Consider the following 17,278-nt stretch of genomic DNA (forward strand, 5'->3'; position numbering starts at 1 on the left):
TAATTTATTCCGAGAATTGTTAAAAAACTATATTATTGATATGAGGTGCATATGAAAATAAAGACAAGGTTCATTATATTTGGTATTTACACTTTTATAGTTACTCTTTTGTTAATATATTTGCAATTTAGAATTGTAAGAAGTGTTACCGGATATAGTAAGATATATCAGCATACTATAAAATCATCAGCTATAGCAAGACAGTACCAGCAAAATTCAGCATATTTAACTCAGTTCGTTAGAAGTTATGTGGCAACTGCTAATCAAAAATATGAACAAGCATATAATGACTGTATAGCAATATCAGGCGGAACAAAGCCTACTCCAATGAATTATGATAGAGGTTTATATTGGTCTTTATACTTAGGAAGCGGAACTAAACCATATCAAGACGGACAAACAAAATCTTATGCTGATGTGATGAAAGAACTTAATTTCTCTCAGGATATGTTTGATTTACTTGCTTTATCAAAGAGCAGATCTGAAGAATTAGTAAAATTAGAAGTTCAGGCTATGGATATAATAAAATCAATACCAAGAAATGCAGACGGAACTATACCTGATGAATATAAGATAAGACAATTAGAAGCCATAGAATTAGTTAATGGTGATGAATATGAAAGAAGAGTTTCAGAGATAATGACTCCTATAAGCCAGTTTTTTGATAAATTAGAAAGTGATAATGCTATAAAGTTACGTGCGGCAGCTTATGAAGTAAGAAATGATACTATATTGTTTTTTATAGGTTTATTATTAGTAGGTTCATCTGTTGTAGTGTTCTTGGCTTCTTTAGGAAAAACTATAGGAAAAAATTTAAGATTATGCGTAGAATTAGCTTCTGAAATATCTAATGGTAATTTGACAGCAGAAATAGATGAAAGATTATGCAAAGGTAATGGAGAATTTGCTTCATTACTTAAAAGTTTCAGAGATATGATATCACATTTAAGAGAAATTATTTCAAGAGTATTACAAAGCTCTAAAGAAATATCTGAAGCTGCTACAGAAATAGCACAAGGAAATACTGACTTATCAACAAGAACAGAAATGCAGGCATCTCATTTGGAAGAAACAGCTTCTTCTATGGAACAAATTGCATCCACTATAAAATCTTCTGCTGATAATTCTGTAAGAGGAAATCAGATGATGCAGGATTCTGAAAAATCAGTTCAGGAAGCTGGAGAAATAATTGAAGCTACTACAAATAATATAGAATTGGTATTTGAAGCAAGTAATAAAATTACAGATATTACTAAAATAATAGAAAATATTGCATTCCAAACTAATATATTGGCACTTAATGCTGCAGTAGAAGCTGCAAGAGCAGGAGAACAAGGAAAAGGTTTCGCGGTTGTTGCTTCTGAAGTTAGAAACTTAGCTCAAACTAGTCAGTCTTCTGTTAAAGATATTACTTCTCTTATAGCAGATGCTAATGAAAAAATAAAAACTGCAACAGAAACAGCTAGAAAATCAAAAGAAATATTTATGGACATAGAACAAAAAATAGAAGATACTTCTAGGATCATGCAGGATATCAGTGCTATGGCGGTAGAACAGCAGGCTGGAGTTGATCAAGTTAATATAGCAGTATCTCAAATGGATCAATCCACTCAGCAAAATGCCGCTTTAGTAGAACAGGCAACAGCTTCTTCAGAAGGATTAATGGGACAGGCTAAAGAATTAGTTGATTTAATGCATTTCTTTAAAGTTTAATATTAATTAAAATATTTTTCATATTAAGACAATAATGGTAAATTATACTGTTATTGTCTTTTTTATATTAAAAACATAATATTTTAATATTAATTATAGCATTTTAATTAATCATATTATATAATTGATAGCGTTATTTGATTAATAAAAAAGAATGGAGATATATCAATCATGACATTTACAGATTTAATTATGACTTTAAATAAATTTTGGAGCGAGAATGGATGCATAATACAGCAGGGTTATGATTTAGAGGTAGGAGCAGGAACATTCAACCCAGCAACAGCATTAAGAGCATTAGGCCCTGAACCTTTCAGCGTAGCCTATGTAGAACCATCAAGAAGACCAACTGACGGAAGATATGGAGAAAATCCTAATAGACTGCAGCATTATTATCAATACCAAGTTATAATGAAACCATCTCCAGAAAATATTCAGGATTTATATATACAAAGTTTGGAAGCACTAGGAATAAGCTTTAAAGATCATGATATAAGATTCGTTCATGATGACTGGGAATCCCCTACCCTTGGAGCTTGGGGTTTAGGCTGGGAAGTTTGGCTTGACGGTATGGAAATAACTCAATTTACATATTTCCAAGCTGTAGGAGGAATAAATTTAAAACCTATAACAGGTGAGATTACTTACGGACTTGAAAGAATATGTATGTATTTACAAAATATAGATAATGTTTATGATTTGGAATGGGGACATGGTATAAAATACGGAGATGTACATTTACAAGGTGAAAAAGAATTCTCTAAATATAATTTTGAAGTTGCTGATACAGATATGTATTTCAGACATTTCAAAGAATATGAAGAAGAATGCGGTAGATGTTTAGCTAATGGCTGCGTACTTCCTGCTTATGATATGGTTATGAAAAGTTCTCATGTATTCAATATGCTTGATGCTAGAAATGCTATAAGTGTAACAGAAAGAGCCGGATATATAGCAAGAGTAAGAGAGCTAATGAAAAAAGTTTCTGCTGCTTATATAGAATCAAGAGAAAAATTAGGTTATCCATTGATAAAGAATAAGTAAGTTATTTATTTAAAAATTATTATTTATTATTTATTATTTATTATTATAATATATTACTAAAGACTATATATTAATTGTTTTATTAAGTTTTTAAAGCGATAAACGAGCAGCTGATAACTTTAGTTGTCAGCTATTTGTGAGCGAGTTTATCGCTAGCAATAATAAAAAATTTTTAAGCTGTCATTTATATAATGGCAGCTTTTTTTATTTTTATTTTATACTACTTTTAAATTATATAAGATTATCTTTTTTGTTATCATATATTTCATTAAAATACACATTATATGTTACCGGTTTACTTCTATATATAGTTTTTATTATACATATTAATATAAAATTATAACAAATAAATTATTACTTTTTAATATGAAAAATGTTATTATTTATTATAATAATATTGACATTATTTTTTTATCTTGTATAATATTATTAGTAATTAATACTATTAAGTAATTATTTTAAATAAGGAGACTAATATTATGCCTAGTTTTTCAAATCCATTTAATGCAAATGTGAACAGAAAAGTTACTAAAGAAGAATTAATACAAGCTGTAAGACTTGATATTGCCGGAGAATTGGAGGCTATATATCTGTACGATGCCCATGTTATGGCTACAGATGACCCTGTTGCAAAGGCAGTATTAGCTGACATAAGAGATGAAGAAAAAGCACATGTCGGAGAGCTTATGGCTTTACTTAGACATTTAGACCCTAAAGAAGCAGAACATTTTGAATCTGGACAATTAGAGGTTAAAGAGATGATGGAAGAGCTTGGAATAAAAGAACCTAATCTATCAGGGCTTACAGTTGGAAGTTTGAAAAAAGACTGATAAAGCGATAATAAAACATTAAAGGAGGAATATATGGATTATTTAGCTAGAGAAAGTTCGCCTTTTGAAGAAAGTTTTTGGCAGAATATAGATAAAGTTGTTGTTGAAACAGCGAGCAGAACACTTATAGGAAGAAGATTTTTATCTATTTACGGACCTCTTGGTGCAGGTGCTATAAGCGTTCAATATGATAAAAGCGACAGAGAAGAAGTTTTTGAAGATGGCTTCGTAAAAACTTCAGGAAGAAAATCTGTTGAGCTTCCTCAGATTTATCAGGATTTTACTCTATTATGGAGAGATTTAGAGAATAATATTTCTAATAAATTACCTTTAGATTTATCTATTGTATCTCAGGCAGCTCAGACACTCGCTAACAAAGAAGATAATTTAATATTCAATGGAAATGATTTCCTAGAATTAAAAGGAATACTCAATGCTGAAGGAGTACAAAAATTAAAAATCTCTGATTGGGGACAAGGCGAGAACCCTTATACTGATATAGTAAAAGCTATAAATATGATTAGAGAAAAAGGCATTGTAGGAAGATTCGTACTATGTTTGAGCCAATCATTATATTTTGACTTACAGAGAATACAGCAAGGTACTGGAATGACAGAAGCTCAAAGAATATCTAGTATGATTGGAAATCTTTATAATGTACCTGTTATCAAAGGAAAGAAAGCAGCATTGATTTGTGCTGAACCTCAATATATGGATTTAGCTGTTGGAATAGATATGTCTACTGCATATTTAGAACAAAAAGATTTAAATCACAGCTTTAGAATAATGGAAACTATAATACCTAGAATAAAAGACTCTAATGCAATAGTTGTTTTAGAATAGTTTAATTTCATAATAACTCTTTAAAAATTATAAGCCTGCAGGTTATATAAAATCTGCAGGTTTTATTATTTATATTTTATTACTCTCTCTATTATAACACCTATTAATATAGTTGATAAACCTAAAATAATAAAAAACATCCAAGTATTCATTCTAAGATAAAAATATTCAAAGTACCTTATATACATATTTAGAATAACAAAAAATATTGAATATCTTACTATTGAAGAGATTTTTAATTTATAGCCTATTACAAAAATAATTATATCTATAAATAAAAATAATAAGCTATATATTAATAATTCAGATGATCCATACTCAAATATTATAGGATCTGGATTATTTCCAAATATCGACATTATTGCTAGTATTATGTTTAAATATAATATTCCTACTGTATAATATATGATTGTAAAATTAGAATATCTTTCTCCTAATTTTTTATTTATATTAGTTATTCCTATTAAAAACATTAATATGCTTGTTATAATAAATCTTATATAATTATTAAGTGTCAAATCAATTCCGGATATATCGAAACCTTCAAAACCATACCAAGTTATTAAGCCTATTATTGCAATGGATAATACAGCATAATTTCTTTTTATATATGCTATGATAAAAAACAATATTATACTTATAAGAGATAATAAAATAAAATTATCTTTGTTATGAGTTATAATGTATGATAAAGTAAAAATAAATGCTGATAAAAATATAGAAGAAATGGCTATTATTGCAGAAGATGTTTTTGGCAAATAAATATCTTTTCTTTTAAGTACTTCATCAATTATAAATCCTGCTAAGAAAAGCAAAGCAAATAAGAATGCTATAAAATAAAGAGAAAAAATATAGAAACTTATAAAAGCAATAAATCCAATAGCCACCATTACAATACCTGTTATCATTATAGCTTTTATAATAGGCTGCCAATCTATATAATCATTTCTGTATCTTTTGGATAATGTTTCAAACTGCTCATCAGTTATGATATTATCTTTATTCCATTTTTTTAATTCTCTGAGTAAAAATCTGTTTTTGCTTCCCATAATGTTTAATAGTCTTTAAAGATTTGTGTTTTTATAAATTTTATATTATCCAATGTATATCTTGTATAATCATTATCATTATGCTTCATAGTTCTTAAAGCTCTTATATACTTAATAAAATTCATAAAAGTATTCATCAAATTTGCAGGAACAATATTTTCTATGTCAGATTTTATATTATCATTAAAACTGTCACTATTTTCTAATATTATTAAATCACAGAATTCATCTTTATGTTTGAAAAAATTATCCAAATCATTATTCTCTAAATATGAAATAAGTTCATTTAATTTATTAGCTATTAATTGTAAATCTTTGTTACTCATATATACAATTAAATATTATAATAAAATAATTGCAATAGCTAAAGATGAATATTTATAAAACAATACTATAAATGTAAGTAATATTTACATTTATAGCTTTATTTTATATAAAAAAAAATCAATATGTACAATATGTATTCTAATATATATTAAAATCTATATTTTAGGTAAATTTTAAGTAAAATTAATGTAAAATATATTGACAAATATTGGTTTTAGGCTATACTTATAATTGTAAAGATAATTTACAGTATTAATGACAATAAATAAAAACAATATAAAGGAGATTTACTATGACTAAAAAATTATTCGCTTTATTAATAACTTTGACTATAATTTCTACTTCAAACGCTTTTGCTGATTGGGTAGTTCCAGCTTCTTCACTTCCTCAAAATGCTAGAAGCTTCATACAGCAAATTTATCCTAATACACAAATATGGAAAGTAGAAAGAGATGACGGAAAATTTGAAGTAAAATTATCAAATGGTGCTAAAATAGACTTTTTATACAATGGCGATTGGAACAGCATAGAAGGTGAATATAATGCAGTACCTTTCAATGCTTTACCTGCTAATATAGTAAACACTATAAGAAATACTTATCCTCAGGCTGCTGTAATAGATGTAGAAAAAAAATGGGGTAATTACAAAGTTAAATTAAATAACTTTATGGAATTATTTATAACATCTGACGGACAGTTAATGGGACAGAAATTCGACGATTAATTAGAAATATATTATTAGATTATTTCATGAAAAATACTAAATAAAAAGAGGGAGTTATAAAAACTCTCTCTTTATTATACCTAAACAACTATACTTTGTCAAAAATAATTTTTTTAAATTTTAAATATCCGCAGGACTTTGCCAACCGCTCTGCGTGCTTACGCAGCACCCCAGTTCTTTTACCGACGCTCTGCGTGCCGTAGGCAAGGTACCTTTCGGTATTGGTATAAGGCGAAGCCCGCCTGAGGCGAGAACCAAAAAAACTGTATTTTTAGGTTATATCCTAATTTAATAGGCATGTTTTTAATATAAAGTTATAGCAATTGCACTTTTTGCAACTTTTTGCGGCGGGAAAAAGTTGAATAAAAAATTTACAAAGTTAAAAATTTTTTAGTATATTTTAAATTAAATATTTTACTAAAAAAATACAAACTCTATTTATTATCAGGTCTTAAAGAAGCTTTTAAATTTGAGAAAAACTCCTCTTCATTCATAGCCATTTCTTCAGGTAAATTCTCGCTCATCTCCTCCAAAAATATAGAAGGCGTACACTCAACCTTTCTTCCCATTTTAGTTCTGCTTCTGCAGTATGTAAGAGTTAAATGTTTTTTAGCTCTAGTCATAGCAACATAGCAAAGTCTTCTCTCTTCTTCTAATCCATTTTCGTCCAAACTTTTTTGATGAGGCATTATACCATCTTCCATACCGCATATATAAACATAAGGAAACTCTAATCCCTTAGCAGCATGTATACTCATAAGCATTATACCTTTCTTTTTATCCTCATCATCATTTTGTTCTTCTATACTCATTAATAAAATTCTATCTAAATAATTTTTTAAAGTAGCATTTTTATTTGATTTCTCATATTCAAGTATGCCGTTCATAAGAGATTCTACGTTCTCCATTTTTTTAGCACCCTGCTCTTTTGTATCGCTTGAGTTTAAAATCTCATTATGATAAGCAATAACATCTAAAAATTTATTAATGTTCTCATATAGTTTAGGACGCTCTAAATCATTTTTGTCAACTGTAAATAAATTATGATAATGTTCTATCACTTCAAGAAAATCTTTTATACCTGCTTTAGCTTTAGGGGAAATCTCGTCCATACTCTCATAATTAAGCAATGTCTCATACAATGACACGCCATTTTTTATACTAGCTTCATTGAGATTATTTATAGCAACTGCCCCTATTCCTCTTTTAGGTATATTTATAACTCTAAGCAAAGACACCTCATCTTCAGGATTAACAAATAAATTAAGATAGGCAAGTATATCTTTAATCTCTTTTCTTTCATAAAACTGAAAAGCTCCTACTACAGTATAAGGCAAACCTCTAAGTCTGAAAGCCTCTTCAAAAAGTCTTGACTGTGCATTCATTCTAAAAAGCACTGCAAAATCTTCATAATTTAATCTTTTACTTATAGAATAATTTATTATAGAATCTGCTACAAATTGAGCTTCTTCCCTCTCATCTTCGCATGGCATTATAGTAGGAGGTATTCCTTCCTCGCCTTCTGCCACTACCTTTTTATCTTTTCTTTGAGTATTATTGCTTATTACAGAATGTGCCGCTTCAAGTATTGCTTTTGTACTTCTGTAATTTCTTGTAAGAGTTACTATTTTTGCATCAGGATATTCATTTTCAAACGACAATATATTAGATACATCAGCACCTCTGAATGCATATATACTTTGATCATCATCGCCTACAACGGCAATATTTCTATATTTTGATGCTAATAAAGTGGTAAGTTTATACTGTGCAAAATTAGTGTCCTGATATTCATCTACCATTATATATCTGAATCTCTCCTGATATTTATCAAGAACTTCAGGAAACTCTACATACAAATCTATTGTAAGATTAATAAGATCATTAAAATCAACGGCATTATATCCTTTTAAATAGCTTTGATAAACTTCATAAACTCTCTTTGCTATCTTTTCTAAATCATCATGAGGCTCTACTTCATAAGGCTTCATCAAATTATTTTTAAATCTGTCTATATACCAAGCGAATAAATTTTCATCATAATTGAGAGTATTAATTTTTATTTCTCTTAAAATATTTCTTATCAAAGTACGGCTGTCAGAAGAAGAATAAATACTGAAATTATTTTTATAACCTAGCTTTTCAATATCGCCTTTCAACACTCTCACACAAAAAGAATGGAAAGTGCTTACTACTAATTGTTTTGGTTTTTCTTTTAAAAGTTTTGTTATACGCTCACGCATTTCGGCTGCTGCTTTATTCGTAAAAGTAACAGCTAATATTTGACTAGGAAGTACACCATGCTTTATTAAATATGCAATTCTCTCTGTAATAACCCTAGTCTTACCAGAACCTGCACCAGCCAAGGCAAGTAATGGACCGTCAATATGTTCTACTGCTTGTCTTTGTTCTTCATTTAACATCAATGCCATAATTAAAAATACCTCTCATTTTGAGAAGCTATTATATATTATATTTAAATAATGTAAAATTCAGAATTTTTATTTTGAATATTATTTATAAGATACTATCAATTTCGTACATTAATATTACCATTGTTTAGACGGAAACCGCAAAGGCTTCCGTTATATAGGGAATGAGTTTAAAAACGCTCGCCCGCGTGGCTTCCCGCACCGCATTACTAAACATTCAAGACAGTCAACTATAGGTGCGGCTGATTACCTTTCATTACATCAATAGGTATTACATTTAACTTCTTCATTACAAACATTACATAATGAATGAGTTTAAAAACGTGAATAAATAAAAATAAAAAGGAGAAAATTATGTTGATTGTTTTCGTCCCCCGACTGAAAGGAGCCTACTTGGTTTCGGGGAATGAGTTTAAAAACAATGGTGAATGTGTTTGAACCAGACGAAGTAACTTTCTAGTTTTCGTCACCCTTCGGGGAATGAGTTTAAAAACATATTTTAATTTATAAAATAAGTCCTGAAAATTTTATTAAGTTTTCGTCCCCCTTCGGGGAATGAGTTTAAAAACGCAAAGTTAGAGATGGATTAAAATCCAGGATTAAGGCCAGTGTTTTCGTCCCCTTTCGGGGAATGAGTTTAAAAACTATTATTATAAGCAGATTCGTTGGAATTTTCATTAGCTAGTTTTCGTCCCCTTTCGGGGAATGAGTTTAAAAACCTGTAATTTTTTCTTAAATTTTTTGTAAAAAATTAGTAATTTTTCTTTACAATACAGGTTTTTTAAACTAGTTTCTTCATTTATATGTTTTTAAACTCATTATGTAATTATCAATTTTGTTTGTAAATTCGCTTTACTTTCGCCCGGGTATGTAATTATCAAGCCATTTTCTATGTAATTTACAAAAAATCGCTCTCTCGTGCGAAATTGATATGTCAAAGAACCGATGCATATATTATAGTACATCTCATTACACTTTTCAACTATTTCACAAAATAAAATATTTTTTAATATTAAAATACATAATTAACTGCAAATAAAAAACCTGCCTTAAAATATATTAAGACAGGTTTTAATTACAAGTTTTTTATTACAATATTAATAATTTAGCCATTTATTACTGCCTTTTAATGTTAATTTTACTCTAATCCCACCTTTTCCAGTTTGAGGATCATAACCAGTTATAAATGCAGCTGAATCTTCTAAAGCATATTTTGAATCTATATCTAAAATATAAATAAAAATAACACTTTTATCATTACCTCCAGACTTATAATACTTCTCGTTTTTATAAATTAAACCTAAACCGTTATGTGGCTGCTGACTCAATAAATATGTTAATTGTTTTCCTATAGCATCATCGGCAGTTCCTACACTATAATTATAACTTCCACCAGAACCAGAACCAGACTCTTCAATCTCAAATTCTGTTTCTGATAATTGAAATCCTGAAAAATCGAAAGAAGATTTAATTCCAGGTGCTCCATCAGGAGATACCTCTATTGTTCCAAGTGCTTTAATCATATTTTCTACTTCTTGTTTAGTTGTTATATGTACAGGTATAACTGAAATACTTATAGTCATCTTTTTAGTTTGTCCGCTAGTTTTAAAATCAAGCTCTGCTCTATATCTTATTTCTGTTGCTTCTTTAGCATCTTTAAATTTCTGAATTCCGGTATCTGATAATGATAATTTCAATGTTAAAATCATACCGTCTTTTAAATCTGGAGTCAATATAAAATCTTCAGGATTTAATGTTATACCTTGTATTGGACTTCCTTGATCTACATCTACTTTTGACATTGTTACTGTAGTACTAGTATCTGGTGGGCTAACATAAAATGTATATATAGCCTCTTTCTTTATGGAAGATGTAGTTTTATCTAATTTTATAACAGTAAAATCATCCCCGCTTGACATATCTGATACGCCAGAATTAGTAGAGTCTGTAGGCTTTTCATTACAGCTTACAGCAAAAATTATTACTGCTAAACATACAGCAATTTTCATAAATTGCATTTTTCATTTTTTCTTCTCCTTAAGATAATTATTATAGATATTATACTTAACAGCTAATATATATTAATAATTGTAAACTATATTTTATAAATTACAATATAATTACATACATCATAAAAAAATATAATATAAACTTTTAAAATATATTTGCAAAAATATTTTAAAATGATACTATAAATCATACAATTTAAAAAGCAATTATTAAGGAAACAGAATGAATATAGATAATATTAATGATATAAGAAAAAAAGTAAAAACTGTAAAAATAGGAAATGTTTTGATAGGCGGAAATAACCCTATAAGCATTCAGTCTATGACAAATACAGATACTAGAAATATAAAAGAAACTGTTAATCAAATAAAATCGCTTGAAGATGCCGGAGTTGATATAGTAAGGCTTGCTGTTTTGGATATGGATGCTGCAAAAGCCATTAAAGAAATAAAAAAACAAACTAGAGTTCCTTTAATTGCTGATATACATTTTGATTATAGATTAGCATTAGAAAGTATGAAAAGCGGTATTGATTCTTTAAGACTTAATCCGGGTAATATAAAAGATAAAGAAAAAGTAAAAGAAGTTATAAAAGAAGCAAAAGAGAGAAACCTTACAATAAGGGTTGGAGTAAATGGCGGAAGTTTAGACAGAAGCATATATAAAGAAGTAACTCCTGAAAACATGGTGAAAAGTGCAGCTGATCATATAAAATTAATGGAAGATTTAGATTTCACAAATATAAAAGTTTCTTTAAAATCTTCAGACATAAAAACTACAATAAAAGCTAATACATTATTTAGAGAAAAATTCGATTATCCTATACATTTGGGAGTAACAGAAGCAGGTACTTTAAGAAGCTCACTTATAAAAAGTACAAGTGCTTTATCATATTTAATAATGCAGGGTATTGGCGATACTATAAGATATTCTATAACAGGAGATCCTGTAGAAGAAGTAATGGCAGGTAAAATGCTTCTTAAATTTTTAGGCATAAGAAATGAACCTTCCATAGAAATAATATCATGTCCTACATGCGGAAGATGTCAGGTGAATGTTGAAGAGGTGGCAAGCTTCATAGAAAAACATGTACAGAATATAAAAAAGAATATCACTATAGCTATTATGGGCTGTGTTGTTAATGGCCCTGGTGAAGCAAGGCATGCTGATTTCGGAGTAGCTGGAACAGGTGACGGAAATTTTATATTCTTTGAAAAGGAAAATGAACCTATAAAAGTAGCCAAAGATAATATTATAAATTTCCTTACAAAAAAAATAGAAGAGTTTTAAAACTTATATATTAAATTATATTATTAAATTAGTAAAATATGTTTTTCTATATTAATAATACAGAATTAAAATGTATCAAATATCTTTTAATAACAATATATTTTTATTGAAAAAATTATAAATTTATGTTACTTTTACTTTAATAATCTTCATATAATAAAGTATTAGAAAAATGTATACAAAAAATATTAAAGATATAATATTCAATATAAATGAAGCATACAAAAATAAACTATACTTTTTATCTGAAAAACTTATTAAAAATATAGTAAATGAAGATTTGAAATATTATAAATTATATCTTTTATTTGCATATTTAATGCAGTTAGAAAATAATGAAGAAAAATTAAAACTGTCAATCAAATATTCTTCAAAAGCTATAGAATATAATAAACATTATCTGCTAGCATATTGCTATAGATACAAAGCAAGTAAAAAATTATTAGAGCACTATAAAGACAATGGATATTCAAAACAATTAGAACAATTAATTAATAATGATTTATATTATTTAAAAAATGCCTCTAATAATTTCATCATAAAAAAGCATATAAAAAATTTCATAAAAAATCCCCTATCCTATTATGATAAAAATAAACTCATATTAAAAACTTCTTCTCAAATAAAAAAATATATGAAATATTTTAACAGAGAAAAAGTAAAATACGATTATATAGACATAATAGAAAATTATAACTTCTTTATAAAAAATAATGATAATGATTATGAAGCATATAATCTTAGGGGATTTTTAAAATACAATCTTAAAATATATGATGAAGAATTGGAAGATTTTAATAAATCAATAAGCATTAATTCAAGACTAGCAGAGAACTATTATAACAGAGCAAAACTATATTATACATTAAAAAACTACGAAGAAGCTTTGAAAGATTTCAGAAAAGCCCAGAAAATATTTGTAAGAAATAATATTGATTCTCCTTTGGATATAATAAAATGCGATCATTATATAGCTTGGTGCAATTACAATTTAAATAGAGATGAAAAAATATTTTTAGATATTGAAGTAGATGAAGATATTGATGATTTTTCTGAAGGCTATTACAATAGTGCCAAATTAAAATTAAATAAAAAACACTATAAAGAAGCTTTAAAAATATTTTCTAAAGTGGATAAAAACAATAAAAATTATGCCAAAACAAAATATTATAAAATTATATGTAAACATAAAATTAACAATAATATTAATATAAATTTAATAATTAATACTTTAAGATTATCTGATATTTATAAATATGAAAATGATTTTCAAGTTACAGAAAATTTATGCAATGAAGCTTTAGAATATATCGAATCTTTAAAAGAAAAAAATGATTTTTGGTATTTATATCTTAAAGGCATTGCTTTATATGAATTATATGATATTTCTTTTTTGAATTATGAATTAAAAGAAGAGGCATTATATTATCTCAATAAGGCCAAGAATAATATTGAAAAAGAAAATAAATATTATAAAAGAATAGAAAAAATAACAACGGATGTTACAGAATATGGCATTTGATATAAATAAAAAAAATATAGAATTCAATTATAAGGATTCAAAAAAGAATATTTCATCTTTGAAAGATATTATCAATAATAAAAAAAATATTTATTTGATTGAAAGCGTATCCGGCAGAGAAAAAAATATTGAAAAAGATTACAAGATAAGAAAAATATTAGTAAATGATGATAATATATTTGATTATGACAGCTCTAAAAAAGTTCAGTATATATATAAAAATGAAATTAATAATATTATAAATAAATCTAATATATATTTTTTAAGCCGCGATGCTTTTATAGAATATTATAATATTTTATATGATAATAAAATAGATAGCGAAGAATATATAAAAAGAATAAAAGACAGAATCAAACAAAGACAGTACAGAGAATTAATATTACCAGCATATCAATTAAAAATTAAAGAAAAAGGTAAAGAAGGTTATTTCTATTCATTAGAAGAAATAGAATTATTTGATATGATAGTAGAATATTTTGAACTTGAAATGAGTAAATTAAAAAATATTTTATACAGCAAAGATAATAATTATTATAATATTATAAATGCTAAAATAAAATGCTTTTACAATAATATTCAAAATTACAAATCAAAAGATAATAATAAAATGATATATTATGATTATAAATTGTACTTTATACCATTTTTTATTTTCGATAATTTCAAGCAGGGTAAAATCACAGAAAAAGAATATAATGAGCTTTTAAAATCATACAGAAAACTTTATAAATCATTCAAAAAAAATCAGAAAGAAAAAAAAGAATATAATTATTTTGGATTCAAATTAGAAAATAAAGAAACATTCTATAAAAAAAATCTCACAAAAATATTTGAAGTACTTTCTTATGAAGATTATCAAAACAATTCATATTGGGAAGAGTATATTCAATTACATAAGGAATTAATCGAATACCAAATAAAATATAATAGATATATAGAATATTATAATAACTTTTTTAATGATAAAATTTTAAATTTTTTATATTTTACAGATAGAATTTCTAATGATGATTTTTTATTATTTAAAAGAAATATAGAAGAATTAAAAAAAATAAATGCTGATGATAATAAAGAATATGAAGCTATAAAACTAACTAAAAAAGATGAAGATATAATTTATGAAACAATAATTAAAAATGATCATAAACAAGTGATTATAGGCTATATAGAATTATACAATTTCAATAAACTTTATCATAAATCCTCAAAAAAGCATTACAAACGAAATATAGAATTAATTTCAGGATACAATTTCTTCAAAAAAATTTTAAAATAATTTTTGAAGTATTTAAAAAAATGCATACTTCAAATGCAATTAATAAAATATAGTTTATATTAACCAAGCATAACTTATTAAAGAAAAATCTTTAATTGTTATAAATAAAAAAATTAATAAGAGGTTTTTTATGAAACACTTAAAAAAAATTATTTTCACAGCTGTATTAGCAGCAGCATTAAGCACATCAGCATTTGCTGAAAGCGGTTTCGAGTTCATACTCAATGTACCAGTAGGAATGGGAATAAATTTATTTCCAACATACGATATTGTAAATACATTCCCAAAAGTAAATGGAAGCGGAAAAGACTATAAACGTGCAACTTTCAAAACTCCTGACAGATTAGGATTTGATGTCGGAGTATCTGCTCAAGTAGGATATATGTGGCAGGTTGTCAATAATTTTGGTATAAGCCTTTTAGGAGAAATAGGATATAGTTTTGACAGTCTTTATGGCACATACAAATTAGATAAATCTGATGAAGGTTCACCTATACAACCTAGAACTGGTTACGATGAAGCAAAAATATCTACATATACACATAATTTAAAAATCGGTATATTACCTAAATTCAATATTAATGCATTTTCTATAGGTATAGGCGGAGGTATTATAGTTCCTATGGCAGTAAGTCAGTCTGTAATTATTGATGGAAAAGATTTATATAAAGAAGAAGGTAAAACTCCAAAAATGGTAAATGTAATAGGAGGATATGCTAAATTAACTTTTGATTATTCTATATTCTTTACTGATAAAATAGCTATGAATATAGGTTTATATACAGGTGTTGATTTTGTAGGCGGAGTACAAACATATTTATCTGGAACTAAAAATGATGATTTTTCTGCTTATACAGAATCATTATTCATTACTTATGATATAGGTCTACAGCTTGGATTCAGATTCGGACCTAAAGCTTTTAATTAATTTGACATTAACAATTTAAATTAAAACAATCAATATTATTAAAAAGCCTGTCTTATATTTTAAGTTATGAGGCAGGTTTTTTATTATTTTTTATATATAACAAAGTAAATTTATAAACATAAAAACCGAATTTTATTTAACAATAATATGAAATTTTAATAATTAAAGGTATTTATTATGAAAAGAATCTATATATCAATCATAATATTATTTTTTATAATAGTTTTCAATATATATCCAAATACTTATACAAACTCTTCTATAGATAAATACCTTCTTCTTACAATTAATGGAATTATAGACAACTCACCTATCACTATGCATATAAAAATTAAAAATCCTGATTCTATTATAGATGGTAAAATCAGCAGTATAAAAGGGCATTATAAATATGACAGCATAAATATTCCTATAAAATTGGAAGGAAATATTGATGAAAAAAGTATGACTATAAAAACCCCTAATAATGAAATTTTTGCCTTCAATTTTCATGAAAATCAATTATACGATATTATTAATTCAAAAAGCGAAATATATTTTAATTTAAATGGCAAATGGAGAAATAAAGATAAATCATCAGAATGCATTATAAAATCTATAAAATTTGTACACTCTATTTATGAAATATATATAGAAAAAGAGTATAAAGAAAATTCAGGCTCTATAGGAGGAATATATATAGAAGATAAATATTTAGCAGTACATAAAGGCAGCCTAACAAATATCACATTAAATCAATTAATCTCTGATATGAATAATAATCTTAATGAAAACCTTAAAACTAATAATACAACAAATAATTTAAGCTATACAGAATTTTCTACACTTTCAGATTATTTCGATGATAAAATATTTTCTATAATGAACTATTCTGACGGATACTATGGAGAATCTGGAATAGTTTATCAATCTTATGTAACCATACTTAGTATAAATTCACTAGTAAAAATTAATAATTATTTAGGAAATTTGGTATATGATACTAAAGATTTCCGAACTTTTTTAAAAAATAAAATAAAAGAACAAAATCCCAATTATGATAATGATAATTTCGGAGAATATTTTGATGAATATATAACCTCTCTTAATTACGCTGAAATATACTTCAATACTGATGCTGCTGTAACCATTCATTTCTTTTTAGGAAAAGAAAAACTAGAATATAGTTTCATCAATATAAAAATAAATGAATTAAAGCCATATATAAAACCTGATAGTTTTTACAGTTATTTATTTTATAATTAGATATTATACTATTAAATATAATAAACTAATAATAAAAAATAA

The 17,278-nt window shown here is 26.3% G+C and carries 14 protein-coding genes; 10 read left to right on the top strand and 4 right to left on the bottom strand.

Annotated elements, in window-relative coordinates; all coding sequences use genetic code 11:
- The first annotated feature begins 51 nt into the window (after positions 1 to 51).
- From Q0K19_RS00320 to Q0K19_RS00335, 4 genes are all read left to right on the top strand, one after another.
- Positions 52 to 1,713 carry a methyl-accepting chemotaxis protein gene (locus Q0K19_RS00320; RefSeq protein WP_297244532.1) on the top strand — a complete coding sequence of 554 codons (1,662 nt, stop codon included), beginning with the start codon at positions 52 to 54 and terminating at the stop codon, positions 1,711 to 1,713.
- Positions 1,714 to 1,884: 171 nt separating this feature from the next.
- Positions 1,885 to 2,757: a glycine--tRNA ligase subunit alpha gene (locus Q0K19_RS00325; RefSeq protein ID WP_297244535.1), complete on the top strand. Its 873-nt coding sequence runs from the start codon at positions 1,885 to 1,887 to the stop codon at positions 2,755 to 2,757.
- A 479-nt stretch (positions 2,758 to 3,236) separates the two neighbouring features.
- On the top strand, positions 3,237 to 3,587 hold the full coding sequence (locus Q0K19_RS00330; RefSeq protein ID WP_297244538.1) for a demethoxyubiquinone hydroxylase family protein: 351 nt from the start codon (positions 3,237 to 3,239) through the stop codon (positions 3,585 to 3,587).
- 33 nt (positions 3,588 to 3,620) lie between these two features.
- Positions 3,621 to 4,430 carry a family 1 encapsulin nanocompartment shell protein gene (locus Q0K19_RS00335; protein WP_014488612.1) on the top strand — a complete coding sequence of 270 codons (810 nt, stop codon included), beginning with the start codon at positions 3,621 to 3,623 and terminating at the stop codon, positions 4,428 to 4,430.
- A 65-nt stretch (positions 4,431 to 4,495) separates the two neighbouring features.
- Here the strand turns inward: Q0K19_RS00335 and Q0K19_RS00340 are convergent, their stop codons facing one another.
- Positions 4,496 to 5,479 (bottom strand): DUF2157 domain-containing protein, encoded by a 984-nt coding sequence (locus tag Q0K19_RS00340; RefSeq protein ID WP_297244542.1) that lies wholly within the window; start codon positions 5,477 to 5,479, stop codon positions 4,496 to 4,498.
- A gap of 5 nt (positions 5,480 to 5,484) precedes the next feature.
- On the bottom strand, positions 5,485 to 5,805 hold the full coding sequence (locus Q0K19_RS00345) for a hypothetical protein (protein ID WP_297244544.1): 321 nt from the start codon (positions 5,803 to 5,805) through the stop codon (positions 5,485 to 5,487).
- A 293-nt stretch (positions 5,806 to 6,098) separates the two neighbouring features.
- On the opposite strand from Q0K19_RS00345, the gene Q0K19_RS00350 reads away from it, so the two are divergent.
- Positions 6,099 to 6,530 (top strand): PepSY-like domain-containing protein, encoded by a 432-nt coding sequence (locus Q0K19_RS00350; protein WP_297244546.1) that lies wholly within the window; start codon positions 6,099 to 6,101, stop codon positions 6,528 to 6,530.
- 434 nt (positions 6,531 to 6,964) lie between these two features.
- Here the strand turns inward: Q0K19_RS00350 and Q0K19_RS00355 are convergent, their stop codons facing one another.
- Complete coding sequence (locus Q0K19_RS00355; RefSeq protein ID WP_297244548.1) at positions 6,965 to 8,962, bottom strand: ATP-dependent helicase; 1,998 nt, start codon at positions 8,960 to 8,962, stop codon at positions 6,965 to 6,967.
- A 1,097-nt stretch (positions 8,963 to 10,059) separates the two neighbouring features.
- Positions 10,060 to 10,980 carry a hypothetical protein gene (locus tag Q0K19_RS00360; RefSeq protein WP_297244549.1) on the bottom strand — a complete coding sequence of 307 codons (921 nt, stop codon included), beginning with the start codon at positions 10,978 to 10,980 and terminating at the stop codon, positions 10,060 to 10,062.
- A gap of 214 nt (positions 10,981 to 11,194) precedes the next feature.
- Between Q0K19_RS00360 and ispG the strand changes: the two genes are divergently transcribed.
- From ispG to Q0K19_RS00385, 5 genes are all read left to right on the top strand, one after another.
- A complete protein-coding gene (gene ispG / locus Q0K19_RS00365) occupies positions 11,195 to 12,262 on the top strand; it encodes a flavodoxin-dependent (E)-4-hydroxy-3-methylbut-2-enyl-diphosphate synthase (protein WP_297244551.1) in 1,068 nt (355 codons plus the stop codon).
- 172 nt (positions 12,263 to 12,434) lie between these two features.
- On the top strand, positions 12,435 to 13,784 hold the full coding sequence (locus Q0K19_RS00370) for a tetratricopeptide repeat protein (RefSeq protein ID WP_297244553.1): 1,350 nt from the start codon (positions 12,435 to 12,437) through the stop codon (positions 13,782 to 13,784).
- Positions 13,774 to 15,063, top strand: coding sequence for a hypothetical protein (locus tag Q0K19_RS00375; protein WP_297244555.1), 1,290 nt, complete (start codon positions 13,774 to 13,776; stop codon positions 15,061 to 15,063). The genes Q0K19_RS00370 and Q0K19_RS00375 overlap by 11 nt, the downstream gene beginning before the upstream one ends.
- A gap of 130 nt (positions 15,064 to 15,193) precedes the next feature.
- On the top strand, positions 15,194 to 15,991 hold the full coding sequence (locus Q0K19_RS00380) for a hypothetical protein (RefSeq protein ID WP_297244557.1): 798 nt from the start codon (positions 15,194 to 15,196) through the stop codon (positions 15,989 to 15,991).
- A 177-nt stretch (positions 15,992 to 16,168) separates the two neighbouring features.
- Positions 16,169 to 17,236, top strand: coding sequence for a hypothetical protein (locus Q0K19_RS00385; protein WP_297244559.1), 1,068 nt, complete (start codon positions 16,169 to 16,171; stop codon positions 17,234 to 17,236).
- The last annotated feature ends 42 nt before the right edge of the window (positions 17,237 to 17,278 follow it).

Origin of the sequence: uncultured Brachyspira sp. (assembly GCF_944393015.1) — a bacterium.
Taxonomy (GTDB): Bacteria; Spirochaetota; Brachyspiria; order Brachyspirales; family Brachyspiraceae; genus Brachyspira.